Annotated in this window: 14 protein-coding genes; 4 read left to right on the top strand and 10 right to left on the bottom strand. The window is 72.6% G+C overall.

Annotated features, from left to right (window positions below; genetic code table 11):
- Complete coding sequence (pdhA, locus tag ACIGYR_RS28175; RefSeq protein ID WP_391846152.1) at positions 1-1,209, bottom strand: pyruvate dehydrogenase (acetyl-transferring) E1 component subunit alpha; 1,209 nt, start codon at positions 1,207-1,209, stop codon at positions 1-3.
- Between the two features lie 719 nt (positions 1,210-1,928).
- Here pdhA (ACIGYR_RS28175) and ACIGYR_RS28170 point away from each other — a divergent pair.
- Entirely contained in the window at positions 1,929-2,945 is a 1,017-nt protein-coding gene (locus ACIGYR_RS28170) for a phosphotransferase (RefSeq protein WP_399603445.1), read from the top strand.
- A 71-nt stretch (positions 2,946-3,016) separates the two neighbouring features.
- On the opposite strand, the gene ACIGYR_RS28165 is transcribed toward ACIGYR_RS28170, so the two are convergent.
- Positions 3,017-4,660, bottom strand: a complete 1,644-nt coding sequence (locus ACIGYR_RS28165; RefSeq protein WP_399603449.1) for a protein kinase — start codon at positions 4,658-4,660, stop codon at positions 3,017-3,019.
- 344 nt (positions 4,661-5,004) lie between these two features.
- Here ACIGYR_RS28165 and ACIGYR_RS28160 point away from each other — a divergent pair, with 344 nt between their 5' ends.
- The gene (locus tag ACIGYR_RS28160) at positions 5,005-6,648 is read left to right on the top strand and encodes a protein kinase (protein ID WP_399603451.1); all 1,644 of its coding nucleotides are present in this window, start codon (positions 5,005-5,007) and stop codon (positions 6,646-6,648) included.
- Between the two features lie 287 nt (positions 6,649-6,935).
- Here the strand turns inward: ACIGYR_RS28160 and ACIGYR_RS28155 are convergent, their stop codons facing one another.
- Complete coding sequence (locus ACIGYR_RS28155; protein ID WP_391846147.1) at positions 6,936-7,472, bottom strand: bacterial proteasome activator family protein; 537 nt, start codon at positions 7,470-7,472, stop codon at positions 6,936-6,938.
- 174 nt (positions 7,473-7,646) lie between these two features.
- Between ACIGYR_RS28155 and ACIGYR_RS28150 the strand changes: the two genes are divergently transcribed.
- On the top strand, positions 7,647-8,378 hold the full coding sequence (locus ACIGYR_RS28150) for a hypothetical protein (RefSeq protein WP_399603454.1): 732 nt from the start codon (positions 7,647-7,649) through the stop codon (positions 8,376-8,378).
- Positions 8,379-8,400: 22 nt separating this feature from the next.
- On the opposite strand, the gene ACIGYR_RS28145 is transcribed toward ACIGYR_RS28150, so the two are convergent.
- The 7 genes from ACIGYR_RS28145 to pdhA (ACIGYR_RS28115) all read right to left on the bottom strand — a co-directional run bounded on the left by ACIGYR_RS28145 (position 8,401) and on the right by pdhA (ACIGYR_RS28115) (position 16,493).
- Positions 8,401-9,381 carry an NAD(P)H-quinone oxidoreductase gene (locus tag ACIGYR_RS28145; protein ID WP_399603457.1) on the bottom strand — a complete coding sequence of 327 codons (981 nt, stop codon included), beginning with the start codon at positions 9,379-9,381 and terminating at the stop codon, positions 8,401-8,403.
- 29 nt (positions 9,382-9,410) lie between these two features.
- Positions 9,411-10,508 carry a potassium channel family protein gene (locus ACIGYR_RS28140; RefSeq protein ID WP_399603460.1) on the bottom strand — a complete coding sequence of 366 codons (1,098 nt, stop codon included), beginning with the start codon at positions 10,506-10,508 and terminating at the stop codon, positions 9,411-9,413.
- Positions 10,505-11,923 carry a molybdopterin molybdotransferase MoeA gene (locus tag ACIGYR_RS28135; protein WP_399603462.1) on the bottom strand — a complete coding sequence of 473 codons (1,419 nt, stop codon included), beginning with the start codon at positions 11,921-11,923 and terminating at the stop codon, positions 10,505-10,507. The genes ACIGYR_RS28140 and ACIGYR_RS28135 overlap by 4 nt, the downstream gene beginning before the upstream one ends.
- Complete coding sequence (locus tag ACIGYR_RS28130) at positions 11,920-12,831, bottom strand: NTP transferase domain-containing protein (protein ID WP_399603465.1); 912 nt, start codon at positions 12,829-12,831, stop codon at positions 11,920-11,922. Before ACIGYR_RS28130 ends, ACIGYR_RS28135 begins: the two co-directional genes overlap by 4 nt.
- Before the next feature lie 70 nt (positions 12,832-12,901).
- A complete protein-coding gene (locus tag ACIGYR_RS28125) occupies positions 12,902-14,317 on the bottom strand; it encodes a dihydrolipoamide acetyltransferase family protein (protein WP_399603468.1) in 1,416 nt (471 codons plus the stop codon).
- Positions 14,317-15,321: an alpha-ketoacid dehydrogenase subunit beta gene (locus ACIGYR_RS28120; protein WP_391846135.1), complete on the bottom strand. Its 1,005-nt coding sequence runs from the start codon at positions 15,319-15,321 to the stop codon at positions 14,317-14,319. Before ACIGYR_RS28120 ends, ACIGYR_RS28125 begins: the two co-directional genes overlap by 1 nt.
- Positions 15,318-16,493 carry a pyruvate dehydrogenase (acetyl-transferring) E1 component subunit alpha gene (gene pdhA / locus ACIGYR_RS28115; RefSeq protein WP_399603472.1) on the bottom strand — a complete coding sequence of 392 codons (1,176 nt, stop codon included), beginning with the start codon at positions 16,491-16,493 and terminating at the stop codon, positions 15,318-15,320. Before pdhA (ACIGYR_RS28115) ends, ACIGYR_RS28120 begins: the two co-directional genes overlap by 4 nt.
- A gap of 175 nt (positions 16,494-16,668) precedes the next feature.
- On the opposite strand from pdhA (ACIGYR_RS28115), the gene ACIGYR_RS28110 reads away from it, so the two are divergent.
- Complete coding sequence (locus ACIGYR_RS28110; RefSeq protein WP_391846131.1) at positions 16,669-17,169, top strand: Lrp/AsnC family transcriptional regulator; 501 nt, start codon at positions 16,669-16,671, stop codon at positions 17,167-17,169.
- Position 17,170: the final 1 nt, after the last annotated feature.

Below are 17,170 nucleotides of genomic sequence, written 5' to 3'. Positions count from 1 at the left end.
TCAGTGACCCCCTTCATCGGCGAACGACGCCTGGTAGGCGGCGAACTGGGCGCGCTCCTCGTCGACGAGCGCGTGCCCGTCCGCGTACGCGTTCTCGAAGATGGCGAAGTGGTCCGGGTCGGGCATGGCGCGGACCGCTTCGCGCACCCGCTTGCCCAACGCCTCGGACTCGGTCTCGAGTTCCGCGAAGAATTGCTCGTCCGCGTGGTGGGAGGTCTCCAGGTACCGGCGAAGGCGCAGGATCGGGTCCTTCGCCTCCCAGGCCAGCCGCTCCTCGTCGCCCCGGTAGCGGGTGGGGTCGTCGGAGGTGGTGTGCGCGCCCATGCGGTAGGTGTACGCCTCCACCAGGGTGGGGCCCTCGCCGCTGCGGGCGCGCTCCAGCGCCCACTTGGTGACCGCGAGGCAGGCCAGCACGTCGTTGCCGTCGACGCGGACGCCGGGGAAGCCGTAGCCCTGGGCGCGCTGGTAGAGCGGGACGCGGGTCTGGCGCTCGGTCGGCTCGGAGATCGCCCACTGGTTGTTCTGGCAGAAGAACACCACCGGGGCGTTGTAGACCGCGGAGAAGGTGAACGATTCGGCGACGTCGCCCTGGCTGGAGGCGCCGTCGCCGAAGTAGGCGATGACCGCCGAGTCCGCGCCGTCCTTGGCGATGCCCATCGCGTAGCCGGTGGCGTGCAGGGTCTGGGAGCCGATGACGATCGTGTACAGGTGGAAGTTGTTGCTGTTCGGGTCCCAGCCGCCGTTGTTCACGCCGCGGAACATGCCGAGCAGGTTGGTCGGGTCGACACCGCGGCACCAGGCGACGCCGTGCTCGCGGTAGGTCGGGAAGACGTAGTCGTCCTCGCGGGTGGCCCGGCCGGAGCCGATCTGGGCGGCCTCCTGGCCCAGCAGGGAGGCCCACAGGCCCAGTTCGCCCTGGCGCTGCAGGGCGGTGGCCTCGGCGTCGAAGCGGCGGGTGAGCACCATGTCGCGGTACAGGCCGCGCAGCTCTTCGGGGGTGATGCCGGCGACGTAGGCGTCGTACTCGGCGTTCTTGACCCGCTTGCCCTCCGGGGTCAAGAGCTGCACGAGTTCGGGGTCGGTGCCCTGCTCGGCGGTACTGCGGGTGGTGCGCCTGGTGCCGGTGGCCCCGGTTTTGGTACCGGTGGTGCCGGCCTTGCCTGCGGCGCTGCGTCGCGGCTTGCGCGCGGCACTGCTCTCCACGGTCACGTGTGCTCCTCCGTCGTTCCGGCCCCCGGGGTTGCCGGTAGGCCAGTGCGGCTCACCTGTTTCGACCACCGGGGCACGGGGTGGGTGCCACTCGGCCGGGAACAGGCGTGACAGGTGCCCCGGCGAGCGCCCTGCAACCATTACGTTACCCAGTGCCTCACATTTCTGTGAAACCCCGTTTGACCTGCGATTTTGCTTGGATTTCCAAGTAAATCGAGGCGATAGGAAAGCGCGCTGGTCACAGCCTTGCGGTAGTCCGGAGCAACCGCACGTTATCCCGCCCACCCAGGTCACGGGAAGAGTTTCCTGTGAGTCTTACCTCGTGCATGAAAGAGGAAAAATACTGCTATTTCTGCCCGATGGCCATGAGATCGGCCGTCATGGTGTCCGCGAGTCGCCCTCCGGCGAGCCGGATATCGAGAGGGACGGCGGGCTTCGGACGCCCTCGTGCGACTGATCGGCGAACGGGCCGGGTGATCGCCGGATCCGTGAACGACCGCACCCGACGGAAAAGGCGATCAAGAATTCCGTCCGCGGTCCGTTCGCCGAACCCGGAATGCGACGCCCCGGGCAGCTGCCTCCGCCGGCCGCATGCAGCGGAAAAGCCCGTACCATGACCGAAAGCGACCGTCGACGACTGTCTGTGACAAGGCCCAGCTCACAGGGGCCGCGCGTGCCCTACCATCTGGCGCGTGCCGCGCTCATGTGTACCCCCCCTTGTGCCCCATGCGCCCCCTCTGGGCGCCCTGCTCCGCCTGTACGCCGCGGGTACCGCCCTCACCTGTGAGCCGGTCGACCAGGGCCTGCTCAACCGCGGCTACCGGCTGTGCACCACACGCGGCCGTTACTTCCTCAAACACCACTTCGACCCGGACACCGCCGACCCGGCCGCCATCGAACACCGGCATCGCGCCACCCAGCGCCTCGCCGACCTCGGCGTCCCGGTCGCCCCGCCGCTCGCGCACCGGGAGGGCCGCACGGTCGCCGTCGTCGGCGGCCACGCCTACGCCCTGCACCCCTGGATCGACGGCAGGCACCGCCACGGCGGTCAGCTCACGCGCGGGGAGAGCGCACGCCTGGGAGCGCTCCTGGGGGCCGTACACGCCTGTCTGGAGCGCGTGATGCCCCCCAAGGGGCGCACCCGCCCGGCGACGAGCCCGCACCCCGTGGAGAGCGCCGACCCGGCCGACACCTTCGCCCTCATCGACGACCTGCTCGCGCACGTGCGCCGGCACCGCCCCGCCGACGCCTTCGACGAACTCGCCCGGCACCGGCTGCTCGAACGCCGCGCGCTCCTGGAGCAGCACGCCGACCGGCGCCCGCCCCGCGGCGGCTCGGTCGGCTGGGTGCACGGCGACTTCCACCCGTACAACCTGCTCTACAAGGACGACGCCCCGGCCGCCATCGTGGACTGGGACCGGCTCGGCGTGCAGCCGCGCGCGGAGGAGGCCGTCCGGGCCGCCGTGATCTTCTTCGTCCGGCCCGGCGGGACGCTGGACCTGCCGAAAGTGCGTGCCTACGCGCGCACGTACCGCCGCGCGGCCGGCGCCACGCCCTCGGAGCTGGCGGCGGCCGTGCACCGGGTGTGGTGGGAACGGCTGAACGACTTCTGGATGCTGCGCTGGCACTACGAGCGCGGCGACACGCGCGCGGACTGCCAGTTCCCGGCCGCGTCGGCACTCGCGGTGTGGTGGACACGCGAGTACGACGCGGTGTGCGACGCGTTCGTGCAGTGAGCCGGACGGCCCGCTTCGGACTCAGGTCAGGCCAGGCCGGGCGACGCCGTCCCGGCCGCCGTGGGCGTCCTTCAACCGGCGGTGTCGCCCGAGACGCCGTCCGTCGTGGTCCCGTCGGTGGTGGTGCCGCCGCCCTCCGTGGTCCCGCCGTCGGTGGTCTCCCCCTCGGTGGTCCCCCCGTCGGTGGTCCCGTCGGTCGTGTCGCCGCCGACCGTGGTCCCGCCGTCCGTCGGGTCCGTGGGCTGCGACTGCGAGGGCTGCGGGTCCGACGGCTCGTCGCTCGGGGTGGAACTGGCCGACTGCGACTGGCTGTACGACGGCGTGGTGGCCGGCGGCCAGCCCGACCCGGTGCCCGGGTCCGAGCCGGTGTCCGTGGAGGAATCGGTGGGCTGGCCGGTGTCCTCGTCGGACGGGGTCGCGGAGGGCGACTTGTGCTTCGTGCTCTTGGAGTGCGTCGTCGTCGGTTTGGTGTCGGTGCCGCTGCCGCCGTTGCCGCCCGCGCCCTTCAGCGCCAGCGCGACGCCCGCCGCGATCGCGATGACGGCGAAAACGGCGAGGATCCACAGCTTGCCGCGTCCGCTCCCCCTGTTGCCGTTCCCCTCGAAACCGCCGTCGTCGCCGTTGCCGTAGCCCGCGGGCAGGATCGGCTGCGGGATCTGCGCGGTGCCCGCCCCCTCCATCGGGTGCGGCATGACGGTCGTCCCGGCGAAGCCGGCCGCCGGGGTGTGCCGGCCGTCGTGCGCCTCGACCGGGCCGGTGTTCCAGGTGCCGGTGTGGGCGCCCTGCTCGTACAGCATCTGCAGGCCGTACTGGACCAGGCCGCGCATCTCCTCGGCCGTCTGGAACCGGTCGTCGGGCTCCTTGGCGAGGGACCGCATGACCAGGCCGTCCAGCTCGGGCGGGCAGGTCCCGTCGGCGACCTGCGACGGCGGCACCGGCACGTCCTGGACGTGCTGGTAGACCACCGACAGCGGGGTCTCACCGGTGAACGGGGGCCGCAGCGAGAGGAGTTCGTAGAGCAGGCAGCCGGTCGCGTACAGGTCGGAGCGGTGGTCGACGGCCTTGCCGAGGGCCTGCTCCGGGGAGAGGTACTGCGGGGTGCCCATGACCATGCCGGTCTGCGTCATCGTCGTGGACGCGCCGTGCAGGGCGCGGGCGATGCCGAAGTCCATCACCTTGACGGCACCGCTGTCGGTGATGATGACGTTCGCCGGCTTGATGTCACGGTGCACGATGCCGTGCTGGTGCGAGTAGGCAAGCGCCTCCAGCACCCCGGAGACGATGATCAGCGCCTGCTCGGGGCCCGGCGCCTCGGCGTTCAGCAGCAGGTCGCGGATGGTGCGGCCCTCGACCAGCTCCATGACGATGTACGGCACGGACTGGCCGCCCACCGCATCCTCGCCGGAGTCGTACACGGCGACGATCGCGTGGTGGTTGAGGCCCGCGACCGACTGCGCCTCGCGAGTGAAACGGGCCTTGGAGACCGGGTCCTCGGCCAGGTCCGCGCGGAGCAGCTTGACCGCGACCGTGCGGCCCAGGCGGACGTCCTCGGCCGCGAACACCTCGGCCATGCCGCCCCGGCCCAGCCGGTGCGTGAGCCGGTACCGGCCGTCGCCGACGAGCCCGCCGTTGCCCCACATCTCCGGCCCGTCTGACATGCCGCCGCCAGTCGCCTCGGGGTCGGACGGGCCCTGAGAGCGCTGCGTCTGTGCCATCAGTCCTCGCCGTCGTTTCTGCCCGCGGTGCGCGCGGTGTTGTCACGGGTCTCCGTCGGCCACGCTACAGCCTCCGTGGGGGCCGCCGGTTCGGAACGGCAACCGGGACCGAGCCGAGACGGACCGGCCATGAAACCTCTAGCACGCGCTCTCGTGCAAATTCTGTGTGCCGGTCGCACATCCCCTGTAACGCTTGCGCGACGCTTCTTGCCCGTACGGTCACGGAACGGGCACCGAGCTTGACGTGTCTGTGCCCTCGGGCAGACTTGGCCGGGAATGACACATTCGATCAAGGCCAGTTCGCTGGGCGACGGCGCCGGACGGCCAGTGGGGGACGCGGAGAGATGAGCCAGGACGGCGCACACGGCCGGTACGCGGGGCAGGCCCTGGCCGGCGGCCGCTACCAGCTGCGCGACTTGCTCGGCGAAGGCGGCATGGCCTCGGTGCACCTGGCGTACGACACGGTGCTGGACCGCCAGGTCGCGATCAAGACGCTCCACACCGAGCTGGGCCGGGAACAGGCGTTCCGCGAGCGCTTCCGCCGCGAGGCCCAGGCCGTGGCCAAGCTCACGCACACCAACATCGTCTCCGTCTTCGACACGGGCGAGGACGAACTGACCGGCACGGCGACGCCGTACATCGTCATGGAGTACATCGAGGGCCGGCCGCTGGGCTCGGTCCTCGAGGAGGACATGCGGCAGTACGGCGCGATGCCCGCCGACAAGGCGCTGAAGATCACCGCCGATGTGCTCGCGGCCCTGGAGATCAGCCACGAGATGGGGCTGGTCCACCGCGACATCAAGCCGGGCAACGTGATGACGACCAAGCGCGGCGTGGTCAAGGTGATGGACTTCGGCATCGCCCGCGCCATGCAGTCCGGTGTCACCTCGATGACGCAGACCGGCATGGTCGTCGGCACCCCGCAGTACCTCTCGCCCGAGCAGGCCCTCGGCCGGAGCGTGGACGCCCGCTCCGACCTGTACTCGGTCGGCATCATGCTGTTCCAGCTCGTCACCGGGCGGCTGCCGTTCGACGCCGACTCGCCGCTGGCGATCGCGTACGCGCACGTGCAGGAGGAGCCGGTGGCGCCCTCCTCGATCAACCGCTCGCTGCCGCCCGCCGTGGACGCGCTGGTCGCCCGCGCGCTGAAGAAGAACCCGAACGAGCGCTTCCCGACCGCCGAGTCCATGCGTGCCGAGTGCCTGCGCGTCGCGGCCTCCTTCCAGGCGGCGCCGCCCAGCATCGTGCCGGGCGCCGGACCGCAGCAGAGCGGCTCGGGTGTCGGCTCCGCGGTGTTCCCGCCGGTCGGCCAGGCGCCCTCGGCGCCGCAGGGGCAGGTGCAGACGCCGTACCAGCCGGCTCCGGTCCAGAACCCGGTCCCGAACCCGTACGGCCACCCGACGCCCGCACCGGCCTACGGCTACCCGCAGCAGGGCGGCTACCAGACGCCTCCCGTGGGCTACGGCCCGCAGACCGCGCCCCAGACCCCGCCGCCGTACTCGATCTCGCCGCACCCGGCCGGGCAGCCCGCAGGCGGTGGCGGCAACAGGCGCCCGGTGATCATCGGCTCCGTCGCGGTGGCGGCCGTCGTGACCGTCGGGCTGATCGTCGCCCTGACACTGAAGAACGGCGACGACACCAAGGGCGGTACCGGTGGCTCCGGCGCCTCGGCGTCCGCGTCCCACCGGGCGGGTTATCGCGGGCCGGACCGCACCCGGCGGATCGACAAGACCAAGTGCACCGATCCGCGGGAGTCCTATACGGACCCGGAGAAGGCCGAGATGCCCGACTTCCGGTACAAGGACATCAACTCCGTGAAGGAGTGCCTCCAGGCCGCGGGCTGGAAGTGGGACATCAAGGCCCAGGACGACAACACCTGGGGCGACGGAACCGTTCTGAACCAGTTCCCCGCCCAGGGCACCGACATCGACCCGAACGACCTGGACAGCATCCAGCTGAGCGTGTCGACGGGCAATCCCCCGCAGTGATCCGCACCAGGGCGGTCAGGGCATAGCTCAGGCGCCCCGGCGGTTCGGCACATGGATCGGGCCCGGCGGTCGTCCGCCGGGCCCTTCGTGTGTCGTGGCCGAGTCGGGTGCGGGGCCTTGCGGGGCGGGTGCGGCCCTCCGGGGCCTGCCGGGGCGGCCCGGTGGACCGCCTACGGGTACCGCGGTGGACCGCCTACGCCGTGCCGCGGTGGACCGCCTACGCCGTGCCGTGGTGGACCGCCTACAGGTGCCGCGGTGGACCGCCTACGGTTACGGCGGTCGATCGCCTACAGGTACGGCCCGCCCGAACGGCCGCCCGCGAGATGGTCGTCGCCCTCCTGACCGGAGACGCCCGGCGGGAGCGCGCGACGCATCTGCTCCAGCTGGGCCCGCGCGGCCATCTGCTGGGCGAACAGTGTCGTCTGGATCCCGTGGAAGAGGCCCTCCAGCCAGCCCACCAACTGCGCTTGAGCGATCCGCAGTTCCGCGTCGCTCGGGGTGGTCTCGTCGGTGAACGGCAGGGAGAGCCGCTCCAGTTCCTCGACCAGTTCCGGGGCCAGCCCGTCCTCCAGCTCCTTCACCGAGCTGGCGTGGATCTCCTTGAGCCGGACCCGGCTGGCCTCGTCGAGGGGAGCCGCCCGCACCTCCTCCAGCAGCTGCTTGATCATGCTGCCGATCCGCATGACCTTGGCCGGCTGTTCGACCTGCTCCGTCACCGGGGTCTCACGGGGGTCGTCGCCCCCGCCGCCGAGCGCCATCCCGTCCTGGCCCACGACCAGGATCTGAGGATTCTCGGACGACCGTTCGTTCCTCGGCATCTCCATGCCGCCATTCTCTCGCACGCCAACACCTCATCACCGTGCTGCCCCCTCGTGAGGTTGATCCACCGTGTAGACCCGTCGGCTCAATCCGAAATGCCCAATCAAGCGGCGAATGTGAGGCTGGTTTCCGTTGGTTATCCATAGGTCTTGACACCAGGGCTCCAGGAGGTCACCGACGTGACTCCACGCCTGCGACTCACGCTCCGCTGGCTCCGGCTGCTGGCCGTCCTGACGGCGGCGGCTCTGCCGGTGTACGGCGCCGCCGTCGCGTACGGCAGCACGGCCGCGTACACCGCCGAGCCGGGCCCCGCCCGTGCGTCCGCCACGGGACACGGGGAGGGGCAGCGAGGGCCGACGCGGCACCCGTCCCCGAAGCACTCCCCTCCAGAGCACGCCGCCCCAGAGCACTCCGCTCCGGTCCGCGGGCACCCGGAGCAGGAACGGCCGGGCGACGACAGCCCGAGCCCGGGGCCGTCCGCCGCCGGCTTCACGCACCTGGACTCGCCCGCGCCCGTCCCCATGCCGTCCGACTCGGCCTCGGCGTCGGTCCGCCCCTATCCCCCACTCGCCTCCGCATCACCGTCCCGGGCGGGCAGCCTGGCCGGTGAGGGGCGGATGCGGCCGGGCCGGCCGGAGGGACCCGCGATCGAGGTGGAGGGCGACGACGACCCCGCTGTCGCCACTCCCGCCGCACAGCCGGCGGAGCCGGAGACCACATACCTGCCGACCGCCTCCGCACCGCCCGAGAAATCCGGACGCCACTCCGCCACGCCTTCACCGCGGTCCGCTGCCCAGCAGGCGACCCCCGCCGAACCGGTCCTGCGGATCCTCCCGCTGGGCAGCGGCCTGGTCCTCATAGGTCTGGGCCTGGGGCTGGCGCTCCTGGGCCTGCGACTCCGCAGGACCTGACCGCCCGGCACCGGCCCAGTCGCTACGGCGCCACCAGCAGCACCTTGCCGATGTGACCGCTCGCCTCCACCAGCCGGTGTGCCTCCGCCGCCTCCCGCATCGGCAGCTCACGATCCACCACCGGGCGGACCTGCCCGGCGGCGAGCAGGGGCCACACGTGCTCGCGCACGGCGGCGACGATGGCCGCCTTCTCACTCAGCGGCCGGGCGCGCAGCGAGGTCGCGCTGATCGCGGCCCGCTTGCCCAGCAACGCGCCGATGTTCAGCTCGCCCTTCGCGCCGCCCTGCATGCCGATGATCGCGAGCCGCCCGTTGACGGCGAGGGCCTGGACGTTGCGGTCCAGGTACTTGGCGCCCATGTTGTCGAGGATGACGTCGGCACCCGCGCCGTCGGTTGCCTGCCTGATCTCGGCGACGAAATCCTGCTCGCGGTAGTTGATGAGCACGTCCGCGCCCAGCTCGGCGCAGTAGTCCAGCTTCTCCTTGGTGCCGGCGGTCACCGCGACCTCGGTGCCGAGGGCCTTGGCGAGCTGGATCGCCATCGTGCCGATGCCGCTGGAGCCGCCGTGCACCAGCAGCGTCTCGCCGGGACGCAGGTGGGCGACCATGAACACGTTGGACCAGACGGTGCACACCACCTCGGGCAGCGCCGCCGCCTGCCTGAGGTCGACGCCCTCGGGCACGGGCAGCAGCTGCCCGGCCGGTACGGCCACCTTCTCGGCGTAGCCGCCGCCCGCGAGCAGCGCGCACACCTCGTCGCCGACGGACCAGCCGGTGACGCCGGGGCCGAGCGCGGCGATCCTGCCGGAGCACTCCAGGCCGGGATAGGGGGAGGCGCCGGGCGGGGGGTTGTAGAAACCTTGGCGTTGCAGGATGTCGGCGCGGTTGACGGCGCTGGCCACCACCTCGACCAGCACCTCGCCCTCGCCGGGTACCGGATCGGGGACCTCGTCCCACACCAGTGCCTCGGGACCACCAGGTTCGGGAATCGTGATCGCATGCATGCCGACGACGCTACCCCCCACCGGTCCTGTCACCCGTGTGGCAGGGGGCGGGTGTCCGGGGTGACCTGGTTGCCCGGGGTGGCCCGGACGATGGCGATCAGCCGGTCGGTCAGCTGGAGGGTGCCGAGGGACGGATCGTCGTAACCGAGCACCCGGTGTCCGCGCACGACGCTCACCACGAGGTCGTCCGTCTCGCGCGGCTTCTTGCCCACCTCGCCGCGGACCACCGGGCGTTCGATCAGGTCCAGGCCGCTGCCCTGCTGGATGAGGTCCTCCATCACCATGCCGGCGGCGGGGCTGAGCACGGACAGGCCGAGCAGCCGGCCGGCCGCACCGGAGCTGGTGATGACGGCGTCGGCGCCGGACTGCTTGAGCAGCGGTGCGTTCTCCTCCTCGCGGACGGCGGCCACGATCTTGGCGTTGCGGTTGAGCTGGCGGGCGGTCAGGGTGACGAGCACCGAGGTGTCGTCGCGCTGCGGGGCGATGATGATCTGCCGGGCCTTGTGGACCTCGGCGCGCTTGAGCACCTCACTGCGGGTGGCGTCGCCCATGACCCCCGCGAAGCCTTCCGCGGTCGCCGCGTCGACCGCCTTGGAGCTGGGGTCGACGACGACCACCTGCTCCTTCTTCAGCCCGGTCGCGCAGACGGTCTGGATGGCCGACCGCCCCTTCGTGCCGAAGCCGATGACGACGGTGTGGTCACGCAAGGTGGACCTCCAGCGGTTCAGGCGCCACTCATCACGGGTGCGCTCGGTGAGGACCTCCAGCGTGGTGCCGACCAGGATGATCAGGAACAGCACGCGCAGGGGCGTGATGACGAAGATGTTGGTGAGCCGGGCACCGTCGCTGACCGGGGTGATGTCGCCGTAACCGGTGGTGGAGAGGGTGACGGTCGCGTAGTAGAAGGAGTCGAGCAGGTCGACGGCGCCGTCGGAGTTGTCGTGGTAGCCGTCGCGGTCGACGTAGACGACGAACGCGGTGGCGACCAGTACCAGCAGGGCCATGATCAGCCGCTTGACGACCTGGCGGACCGGGCGCTCCACCACTTTCCTCGGGAGTTTCACCCGTTGGGTCACCAGGTGTTCGTCCGCTTGGCGGGCGATGGCGTCGTGGCCCGGAAGTTTCACGTGAAACACACCCCGATTCCGGCGGCGGCCCACGGCAGGTCCAGCAGTTCCGCCTCCTCACCCTGGCGGGCCCCGCCCGGCGGTACGACCGCCAGCGCGTCGGCGGCGGCGACGCCCCGGAGCATGGCCGGGCCGTTGTAGTGCAGCGGCACGGCATGGTCACCGCGCAGCACCACGGGGATCAGCCGGGTGTCGTACGGGTGTCCCTGCACCGCCTCCTTGAGCGGCAGCGTGTACGGCTCGGGGGCGGGGCGGGCGGCGAGGGTGCGGAGCAGCGGTTCGGCGAGCGTGAGCAGGCCGGAGACGGCCGCGAGGGGGTTGCCGGGCAGGCCGACGAGGTGCTGGTGGTCCTTGGTGCGGGCCAGCAGCATGGGGTGGCCGGGGCGCACCTTGACACCGTCGACGAGGAGTTCGGCGCCGATGCGTTCCAGGATCGGGTGGACGTGGTCGACGGGTCCGGACGCGGTGCCGCCCGTGGTGACGATCAGGTCGGCTTTGGAACCGGTGACCGCCTTGCGGAGCGCCTGGGCGTCGTCGCCGATCCGGCGGACGGCGATGACGTCGGCGCCGAGCGCGCGCAGCCAGGGCGGCAGCATGGGACCGAGCGCGTCCCTGATCAGCCCGTCGTGCGGCAGGCCCTCGGTCAGCAACTCGTCGCCGAGGACGAGGACTTCGACGCGGGGGCGCGGCACGGCGGTGACCGTGTCGTAGCCGGCCGCCGCGGCGAGGCCCAGGACGGCGGGGGTGACCAGGGTGCCCACGGGCAGCAGCTGGTCGCCGTTGCGGCACTCCTGGCCGCGGGGCCGGATGTCCTGGCCGTGGAACATCTCGCGGGTGGTGTGCAGCCGGCCCTGGGTGTCGATCCGGCCGTGCTCGGTGCGCAGGACGGCGGTGGTGTCGGCGGGGATGCGGGCACCCGTGGCGATACGGACCGCCTCGCCGTCGGTGAGCGGCTCGCCCTGGGCGTGCCCGGCGAGCACCCCCTCGTCCCGTACCTGCCAGGGTCCGGGCCCGGCGACCGCCCAGCCGTCCATCGCGGAGGTGTCGAAGGAGGGCAGGTCGGTGAGCGCATCGAGAGGCGCGGCCAGGACCAGTCCGAGGGCGTCGGCAAGGGAGACGGCGACGGGGGCGCGGCGGGTGCCGGCGGGGGCGCCTCCCGCGCCCTTCGGGCCGTGGGCGCGCCCGGCCCGGGCGGCGATCTCGCGGGCCCGGGGCCAGGCAGTGGCCCGGTGCCGCTCGGCGGGCGGTTCGCCGGCGGGCTGGGGGGACGGTCCGGGCACCTGGCCCGCGCCTTCGCCCGTGCCGTCGTCCCGGGTCTCCCGGTGGCCTTCCCTCACCAGTGCCAGGGCCTCCTCGACGTCGAGGTCGTCGGTCTCCTCGGCGGGCGCGTCGGCCCGGGTGCCGGGGGCGGTCATCCGGCGTCCGGGGCGCTCGGGCCCCCGGTGCTCTCGTTCTTGCCGCTGTCGCTCTCCTCTTCCCAGCCGAGGGCCAGCGCGGCGGCCTTGCGGGCGGCCTCGGCGACGGCCTCGGGGTCGCCCTTGCCCTTCGCCGCCGCGTAGCCGACGAGGAAGGTGGTCAGCGGCGCGGCGGGTCGGGCCACGCCGTGTGCGGCATCACGGGCCAGGTCGAGCAGGACGCCGGTGTCGACGTCCAGGTCGATGCCCAGTTCGTCCTTGACTGCGGAAATCCATTCATCCAACACGTACCCATGCTCCCTGATCCGTGCCCTGGCGTCGGCGATGTCGTCCCAGGTGTCGCAGTCGAACGACGCGAGGGGATCCGGGACGCGGGTGAGGCGGAGGGCGCCGGTCAGCCGGCGCAGGGGCAGCCCGGTGAGGCCGCCGTGTGCGGCGGCGAGGGCGGTCAGCCCGCGGCGCAGGGCCGCGGTGCGGTAGGCGGCCACGAGTGGCTGGTCGCGACCGTCGGCGTCGGTGAGCAGCGCGCCGTCGCTGCCGTGGTCCTCAAGGGCGGTCAGCAGTTCCTGGACCGTGTCCCGCTCGAGGAAGGGCAGGTCGGCGGAGAGCACGACGGTGTGGCCGGCGGTGGCGCACCGCAGGCCGGCCTCCAGCGCGGCGACCGGCCCGCCGCCGGGCGGCTCCTCGCGGGCCCAGCGCACCGGCCGGAGGGTGGGCCGGGGTGCGGCCACGACGACGGTCGTCCGGGCGTCCGCGCAGGCCGCGAGCACCCGGTCGAGCAGCGCGCGGCCCCCGACCCGGACCCCGGGCTTGTCGGCCCCGCCGAGCCGCCGGGCGGCGCCGCCGGCCAGCACGACGGCGTCGTACGGCGTGGGCGCCCCGAAAGCGGCGGGTGCGGTCTCGGTCACCCCCCGAGTATGTCCTGCCGACCCCTCTTTCCGGATCTGCCGTACGTCACGGCGTGGGCACGCTCCTCTCTCACAGGGTGCGCAACAGCACCGCCGGCTGTTCCACGCAGTCCGCCACATACCGCAGGAAGCCGCCCGCCGTGCCGCCGTCGCACACCCGGTGGTCGAAGGTGAGCGAGAGCTGGACGACCTGGCGGACGGCCAGTTCGCCCTCGTGCACCCACGGTTTGGGGACGATGCGGCCGACGCCGAGCATGGCCGCCTCGGGGTGGTTGACGATCGGGGTGGAGCCGTCGACGCCGAAGACGCCGTAGTTGTTCAGCGTGAAGGTTCCGCCGGTGAGTTCCCCGGGTGTGAGCGTCCCGGTGCGGGCGGACTCGGTGAGCCGGGCGAACTCTGCGGTCATGGATTCGGCGTCGCGCGCGTGGGCGTCCCGGACGACCGGCACGACCAGCCCGCGTTCGGTCTGGGCGGCGAACCCGAGGTGGACGTGATCGAGCTGGACGACCTCGCGGGCCTCGGTGTCGACGTAGGAGTTCAGCTCGGGGAACCGGGCCAGAGCGGCCGTGCAGATGCGGGCGAGCAGCGCCAGGAGGGAGATCTTCGGGCCTCCGGCGGCGTTCATCGCGGCCCGGGAACGCATGAGTTCGGTCGCGTCGGCGTCGACCCAGCAGGTCGCGTCCGGGATCTCCCGGCGGCTGCGGGAGAGCTTGTCGGCGATGGCCCCGCGGACGCCCTTGAGCGGGATCCGGACCGCGCCCTCGGCACGGGCGGCGACCGCCGGGGCCGGTACGACCGCCGGGGCCGGTACGGCCTGCTCGTCGGCCGTTCGCAGGCGCGTGGTGCCGGCCCGCAGCGCGTCCTCGACGTCGGCGCGCAGGATGAGCCCGTCCGGCCCGGAGCCGACCAGCTGTCGCAGGTCGACGCCGTTGTCCCGGGCGAGCTTGCGCACGAGGGGGGAGATCACGGGAGCCGGGCCCCCGACCGGCACGGCTGTGGACGCCGGCGGGGTCGCGGGCGTCCGCGGCGTCGCCGGTGCGCCCCCGTGCGCGTGGGGTGCCATGGCGGGCTTCAGTGCCCGCCCGTTGGCGGTGGTCGTACCCGTCGGAGCGGTCCCGGTCTGCCGCGTCCGCCCGTCGGCTGCGGTCGTAGCCGCCCGGACCCGGCGCCGGCGTGCCGCCGGGGCCTGGGTGCCGTATCCCACGAGGACGTTGCCCGAGCCCTCGGGTTCCGCGGTCGCTCCGCCCACGGCGACGGTCAGCAGCGGGGCGCCGACGGGCAGTTCGGTGCCCTCCTCGCCGAAGCGCGCGGTGACCACTCCGCCGTAGGGGCAGGGCACCTCGACCATCGCCTTGGCGGTCTCGACCTCGACCACCGGCTGGTCGACGGTCACCACGTCACCGACCTGGACCAGCCAGCGGACGATCTCCGCCTCGGTGAGTCCCTCACCGAGGTCGGGCAGCTTGAACTCCAGCACCTGAGCCATCAGCCCTCGGCCTCCCACTGCAGCCGGGCCACGGCGTCCAGGATGCGGTCGACGCCGGGCAGGTGGTGCCGCTCCAGCATGGGCGGCGGATACGGGATGTCGAACCCGGCGACCCGCAGCACCGGCGCCTCCAGGTGGTGGAAGCAGCGCTCGGTGATCCGGGCCGCGATCTCGCCGCCCGGTCCGCCGAACCCGGTGGACTCGTGCACGACGACCGCGCGACCGGTGCGCCGGACGGCCGCACAGACCGTCTCGTCGTCGAACGGCACCAGGGAGCGCAGGTCGACGACCTCCAGGTCCCAGCCTTCCGCCTGGGCGGCCTCGGCGGCCTCCAGGCAGACCGGCAGCGACGGCCCGTAGGTGATGAGCGTGGCGCTGCGGCCGGAGCGGCGGACCACGGCCCGGCCGATGGGCTCGACCTCCGTCGGCTGCTCGGGGTTCCAGGTGTCCTTCGACCAGTACAGCCGCTTGGGCTCCAGGAAGACGACCGGGTCGTCGGAGGCGATGGCCCGGCGCAGCAGTCCGTAGGCGTCGGCGACGGTGGCCGGGGTGACGACATGGAGGCCGGGGGTGGCCATGTAGTACGCCTCGGAGGAGTCGCTGTGGTGCTCGACCCCGCCGATGCCGCCGCCGTAGGGGACACGCACGGTGATCGGCAGGGGCATCCTGCCGCGGGTGCGGTTGCGCATCCGGGAGACATGGCTGATCAGCTGCTCGAACGCCGGGTAGGCGAAGGCGTCGAACTGCATCTCCACCACGGGCCGCAGGCCGTACATGGCCATGCCGACCGCGGTGCCGAGGATGCCGGCCTCGGCGAGCGGGGTGTCGGTGCAGCGGTCCTCGCCGAACTCCTTGGCGAGCCCGTCGGTGACGCGGAAGACACCGCCGAGGGTGCCGACGTCCTCACCCATGACGTGCACGGTGGGGTCGGCGGCCAGCGCGTCGCGCATCGCGCGCGTGAGCGCCTGCGCCATGGTGGCGGGCTTGACGGCGACGGTCGTCATCGGGCGCCGCCTTCCCGTGCGCCGGGCTCCTCGCCGTGCTCGCCGTGCTGCTCCTGCTCGGCCGCCAGCTCGGCCCGCAACAGGGCGCGCTGCTCGCGCAGTTGGGCGGTCGTCTCGGCGTAGACGTGGTCGAAGAGGTCCATCGGGTCGAGTTCGGGGTCCCGGTTCATGCGCTCCCGCAAGGAGGCGGCCATCGTCTCGGCGTCCTGCCGGGCCGCCTCGGCACCGGCCTCGTCCAGCAGCCCGCGCGCGGTCAGTTCGCGTTCCAGCAGCTCGATCGGGTCGTGGGCGCGCCATGCCTCGACCTCGGCGTCGCCCCGGTACCGGGTGGCGTCGTCGGCGTTGGTGTGGGCGTCGATGCGGTACGTCACCGCCTCGACCAGGGTCGGTCCGCCGCCCGCCCGCGCGTGCCGTACGGCGTCGGCGAGGACCTCGTGCACGGCCGCGGCGTCGTTGCCGTCGACCAGCCGGCCCGGCATGCCGTACCCGACGGCCTTGTGGGCCAGGGAGGGCGCGGCGGTCTGCTTGGCGAGCGGGACGGAGATGGCGAAGCCGTTGTTCTGCACCAGGAAGACGACCGGTGCCTGCCAGACGGCGGCGAAGTTCAGTGCCTCGTGGAAGTCGCCCTCGCTGGTGCCGCCGTCACCGACCATGGCGAGCGCGACGACGTCGTCGCCCTTGAGGCGGGCGGCGTGGGCGAGGCCGACGGCGTGCGGCAGCTGGGTGGCCAGCGGGGTGCTGAGGGGAGCCACCCGGTGGGCGTAGGGGTCATAGCCGCTGTGCCAGTCGCCGCGCAGCAGGGTGAGTGCCTCGACCGGGTCCACGCCCCGGGCGACGACGGCGAGCGTGTCGCGGTAGCTGGGGAAGAGCCAGTCACGCTCCTCGAGCGCCAGGGCGGCGGCGATCTCGCATGCCTCCTGGCCGGTGCTGGAGGGGTAGACGGCGAGCCGGCCCTGCTTGGTCAGGGCGGTGGCCTGCGTGTTGTAACGGCGCCCGCGCACCAGCTCGGCGTACAGCCGGCGCAGCAGGCCGGGGTCGGCCTTCGCGGCCGACTCGGTGCCGAGGACGCGGTACGGCTCGGCGTCGGGCAGCAGCGGCGCGGGGTCCATACGGGGCTGCCAGGCGGGCGGCGGCGATGGCCGGTACGCGCCCCGCTGCTCCAGAACCGTCATGACGGCACCTCCTCGTGGGAGCGACTACGGGAGACGGGTCGACAGTGACCCGTCTCACCTACCGATTGTTCGGTCGCCGGCACATTTTGGCTACAGGCACCTTCAGGCTGTGGACAAACGGTTCTCCACAGCCTGGAATGAACGCAGGACGTCCACGGCGATGGAGCGGGGGGACATGGAGCCTGAACAAATGGCCGAGGGGCCGCAGGAAAGTGTCCTGCTTCCGCCACCGCGCCCGCTGGACGCCATCGACCAGGACATCCTGCGGATCCTGCAGGCGGACGGCCGCGCCTCGATACGGTCCGTCGCCGAACGCGTCCACGTCTCGCGCGCCAACGCCTACGCGCGCATCAACAGGCTCGTCGAGGACGGCGTGATCCGGGGCTTCAGCGCCCGCGTGGACCACGAGCGGGCGGGCCACGGCACGTCCGCGTACATCACGCTGAAGATCGTGCAGAACAGCTGGCGCACGGTCCGCGAGCAGCTCAGGCTGCTGCCCGGTGCCTCGCACATCGCCCTGGTGGGCGGGGACTTCGATGTGCTGCTGCTGGTGCACACGCCCGACAACAGGGCGCTGCGTGAGCTGGTGCTGACGCGGCTCCAGGCGATCCCCGAGGTGCTCAGCACCCGCACGCTGCTGGTGTTCGAGGAGGAGGACCTGGAGCCGGACAGCTGAG

This window comes from Streptomyces sp. NPDC053076, from assembly GCF_044546845.1.
Classification (GTDB): domain Bacteria; phylum Actinomycetota; class Actinomycetes; order Streptomycetales; family Streptomycetaceae; genus Streptomyces.
The sequence above is the reverse complement of the archived record's forward strand: the minus strand, read 5'-3'. Positions and strand labels throughout refer to the sequence as shown.

Bases quoted from the DNA above. Each gene is read 5' to 3' on its own strand.
- ACIGYR_RS28120 (WP_391846135.1), bottom strand. From the start codon at position 15,321: ATGACGACCGTCGCCGTCAAGCCCGCCACCATGGCGCAGGCGCTCACG.
- ACIGYR_RS28155 (WP_391846147.1), bottom strand. From the start codon at position 7,472: ATGGAGATGCCGAGGAACGAACGGTCGTCCGAGAATCCTCAGATCCTG.
- ACIGYR_RS28125 (WP_399603468.1), bottom strand. From the start codon at position 14,317: ATGGCTCAGGTGCTGGAGTTCAAGCTGCCCGACCTCGGTGAGGGACTC.
- pdhA (WP_399603472.1), bottom strand. From the start codon at position 16,493: ATGACGGTTCTGGAGCAGCGGGGCGCGTACCGGCCATCGCCGCCGCCC.
- ACIGYR_RS28145 (WP_399603457.1), bottom strand. From the start codon at position 9,381: ATGCATGCGATCACGATTCCCGAACCTGGTGGTCCCGAGGCACTGGTG.
- ACIGYR_RS28110 (WP_391846131.1), top strand. From the start codon at position 16,669: ATGGAGCCTGAACAAATGGCCGAGGGGCCGCAGGAAAGTGTCCTGCTT.
- ACIGYR_RS28165 (WP_399603449.1), bottom strand. From the start codon at position 4,660: ATGGCACAGACGCAGCGCTCTCAGGGCCCGTCCGACCCCGAGGCGACT.
- ACIGYR_RS28160 (WP_399603451.1), top strand. From the start codon at position 5,005: ATGAGCCAGGACGGCGCACACGGCCGGTACGCGGGGCAGGCCCTGGCC.
- ACIGYR_RS28135 (WP_399603462.1), bottom strand. From the start codon at position 11,923: ATGACCGCCCCCGGCACCCGGGCCGACGCGCCCGCCGAGGAGACCGAC.